The organism is Candidatus Poribacteria bacterium (assembly GCA_021295755.1).
Classification (GTDB): Bacteria; Poribacteria; WGA-4E; order WGA-4E; family PCPOR2b; genus PCPOR2b.
The window spans coordinates 1-1,392 of the sequence record JAGWBT010000179.1; the positions used below are offsets into that span (position 1 = coordinate 1).

1 protein-coding gene and 1 pseudogene are annotated in these 1,392 nt (G+C 47.0%); both read left to right on the forward strand.

The window, feature by feature from the left end:
- Positions 1-360, forward strand: a 360-nt coding sequence (locus J4G02_20640; protein MCE2396935.1) for a hypothetical protein, incomplete at its 5' end; no start/stop codon positions are given.
- Positions 360-1,097, forward strand: a pseudogene (locus J4G02_20645) (metallophosphoesterase family protein). The gene J4G02_20640 and the pseudogene J4G02_20645, both read left to right, overlap by 1 nt.
- The last annotated feature ends 295 nt before the right edge of the window (positions 1,098-1,392 follow it).

The following is a 1,392-nucleotide window of genomic DNA, read 5'->3' on the forward strand; positions in this document are numbered from 1 at the left end:
TATCAGGGGGACTTTGGAAGCTTCGTGAAGGTCGAAGTTATTGGTAAATGTCCACTTATTTCTCTAATTCACCATAGTAATCGAAACCGAGCGCAGCGCAAAACCCGTCCCCCTACATTTTTCCAATTTCGCTTGCGGATAATTGAAATCCTTGTTATAATCAGTTCATTTCCGGCTTACAATTTTTCTGGATATATGTTTGTAAATTTCTGGTTTTCTGATACGATTTTTTACGAATTGAATCATAGCAACTATCTCCCTTCGGTTCACAGGGACATTGTGGATTGGCGATTGACCTATTTTGATCTTGCGGCACTAGAGGACATACGGTATAATGTAGCGACCTTCGGGACAACCTAATGCGATACTTTATTTTTAGCGATGTTCATGCAAACCAAGAAGCATTTGATGCCGTTTTATCGGCAATTGCTGAGGACCAAGTAGATAGGATTATTTTTCTCGGTGATATTGTTGGCTACGGTGCCCAACCAAATGAGGTTGTTGACCGATTGAAGGAACTCAAGCCCGATGCCACGGTTCGTGGGAATCACGACAAAGTTATCGCTGGTATCGAGGATGGCAGCGGTTTCCAAGAACTCGCTCGCACGAGTGCGATGTGGTCACGGCTTCAAATCCGACCCGATAACAAAGCGTATCTGCGGTGTATGCCTCAAGGACCGATAACGCTAGAAAAGGAGATTCAGATAGCACACGGAAGTCCTCATGACGAAGATTTTTATATCGTGACCCATTGGGATGCGCGACCGGTCCTGCGTCAAAGTGAGAGTTGGATCGTGTTTTATGGGCACACACATCTGCCGATGATCTACTCGACGGAATCGGGATTTTCTCAGTGTTATCCGGAAGATGGCGATTTTTGCTACAGACTTTTGGAAGATAAGCAGTATCTGATTAACCCCGGCTCCGTTGGTCAGCCGCGTGATCTCAATCCCAAAGCGAGTTATGCTATCCTTGATACGGACGAAAACCTCATTTGCATAAAACGGATTGAGTACGACATTCAAGCCACACAGCGCAAAATTCGCGAAGCTGGTCTGCCTGCATGGCACGCCGACCGATTGGCAGCAGGGCGCTAGGGCGTGTTGACATTTTCTCCGTTCCCTACGAAAGATACGCGTTTCTACGTCCCGCTCCGTAGGGAATAACGATCGTTGTTCCCTACGAACCCTTGTATTTTTTATACATATTTCGTCCTGCTGGCTATGGGTCGGGCAAGATGCCCCGCCTAGAGTTGCTACTATAGTAAAGTTTAGAATTAATTGGACACTCTGTACCGGGGATGGGAAAATCCGGGCTATCACCCCGGTAGGTGCGGTTTTTAACCGCCCCGCATCGGCGCAGTTGTAAACAGCGCCTACCAAGCTAGAGACT